The organism is Pseudoalteromonas sp. 0802 (assembly GCF_013350085.1).
Lineage (GTDB): Bacteria > Pseudomonadota > Gammaproteobacteria > Enterobacterales > Alteromonadaceae > Pseudoalteromonas.
This window is the reverse complement of sequence record NZ_JABVXE010000063.1, coordinates 1-1,077: the sequence shown is the minus strand read 5'-3', so window position 1 is coordinate 1,077 and position 1,077 is coordinate 1. Positions and strand designations below refer to the sequence as shown.

Sequence of the window (1,077 nt, the reverse complement as noted above, 5' to 3'; positions counted from 1 at the left end):
CTCTGATCACTGGGCTTCTACAGTCTAGCTTAACGGCTAGGCTGCTTCTTTTTTCTCAGATCCAAAATCCAACTTCGATAATTCGAAGACTTTCGTTTTAACGGATTGTTTCTCCTGAGATACGGGTGCTACCCTTGCGACGATGCCAGCCGCAATTAAATCTAATTCACCTGTCTTTTCTATGCTCTTAGCCGACGATAGATCACGGTTTTGATACGTTCCGCAAGCTACACAAGTGAAATACCTATCGTTCAATGTTAAAACATGGTTTTGGCCGCACTCTGAGCAGATCCCAGTGGACTTCTCAAATCGACCAATTTCGTGATACAACTTACCCTCTAACTCAGCTTTGTATTTTGAAAGCTGAGTTATCAGCCCCATTACGTTATCGGCAACCATGCTGCCATTGAACTTTTGCATCGCTTTTACGTTTAAATCTTCAAAACACGCTATATCAGTTTCATTGATTATCTGTCGTGAAATTTTGTGTGCAAAGTCGAGCCTTTGCCTTGAGATTTTACCGTGTAGTTTATTGATGCGTTGTTTAGTTTTGTGCCAACGATTTGAGCCTTTGGTTCGACGCGCAAGCTGGCGTTGCAATTGATTTAGCTTCTCTTTTGACTGTTTTAAAAACTTCGGATTATCGGCCACAAATCCGTTCGAACCAACAACCGTTTGCTTTGAGTTGATATCAAAACCAGTGATCTTTTCCAAAACCTGTTTAGCCGTTTTACACTCCACCTCCTGTGTGATGCTGCATCCCCACTTTCCGTGACGATATTGAATGGTTACGGTCTTAATTTTGCTCGCAAGTCCACGATGCAAAACGATTGGCACTTTGCCGACCTTTGGGATGCTTATAGCGTCATTTTCAATTCGAATACAGTTGGAATTATTGACCGCTCGGAAGCTATCATTGTGAAGCCGCTTCCTTTTGTAGGAAACTTTGTGCTTTGGAAAATGCTGCAAACGACCTTTAGAAAATGCATTCTTCATCGCTGTTTCCAAGTCGCGAGCAACCTGCTGAGCAGCAGCAGAATCAAACGCTTTAATCCAGCTAAATTCCTCGAATGGCTT

At 42.6% G+C, this 1,077-nt stretch carries 1 protein-coding gene; it reads right to left on the bottom strand.

Annotated features, from left to right (window positions below):
- Positions 1–36 precede the first annotated feature (36 nt).
- A partial coding sequence (locus HUS61_RS21110) for an RNA-guided endonuclease TnpB family protein (RefSeq protein WP_175083677.1) occupies positions 37–1,077 on the bottom strand: 1,041 nt, incomplete at its 5' end.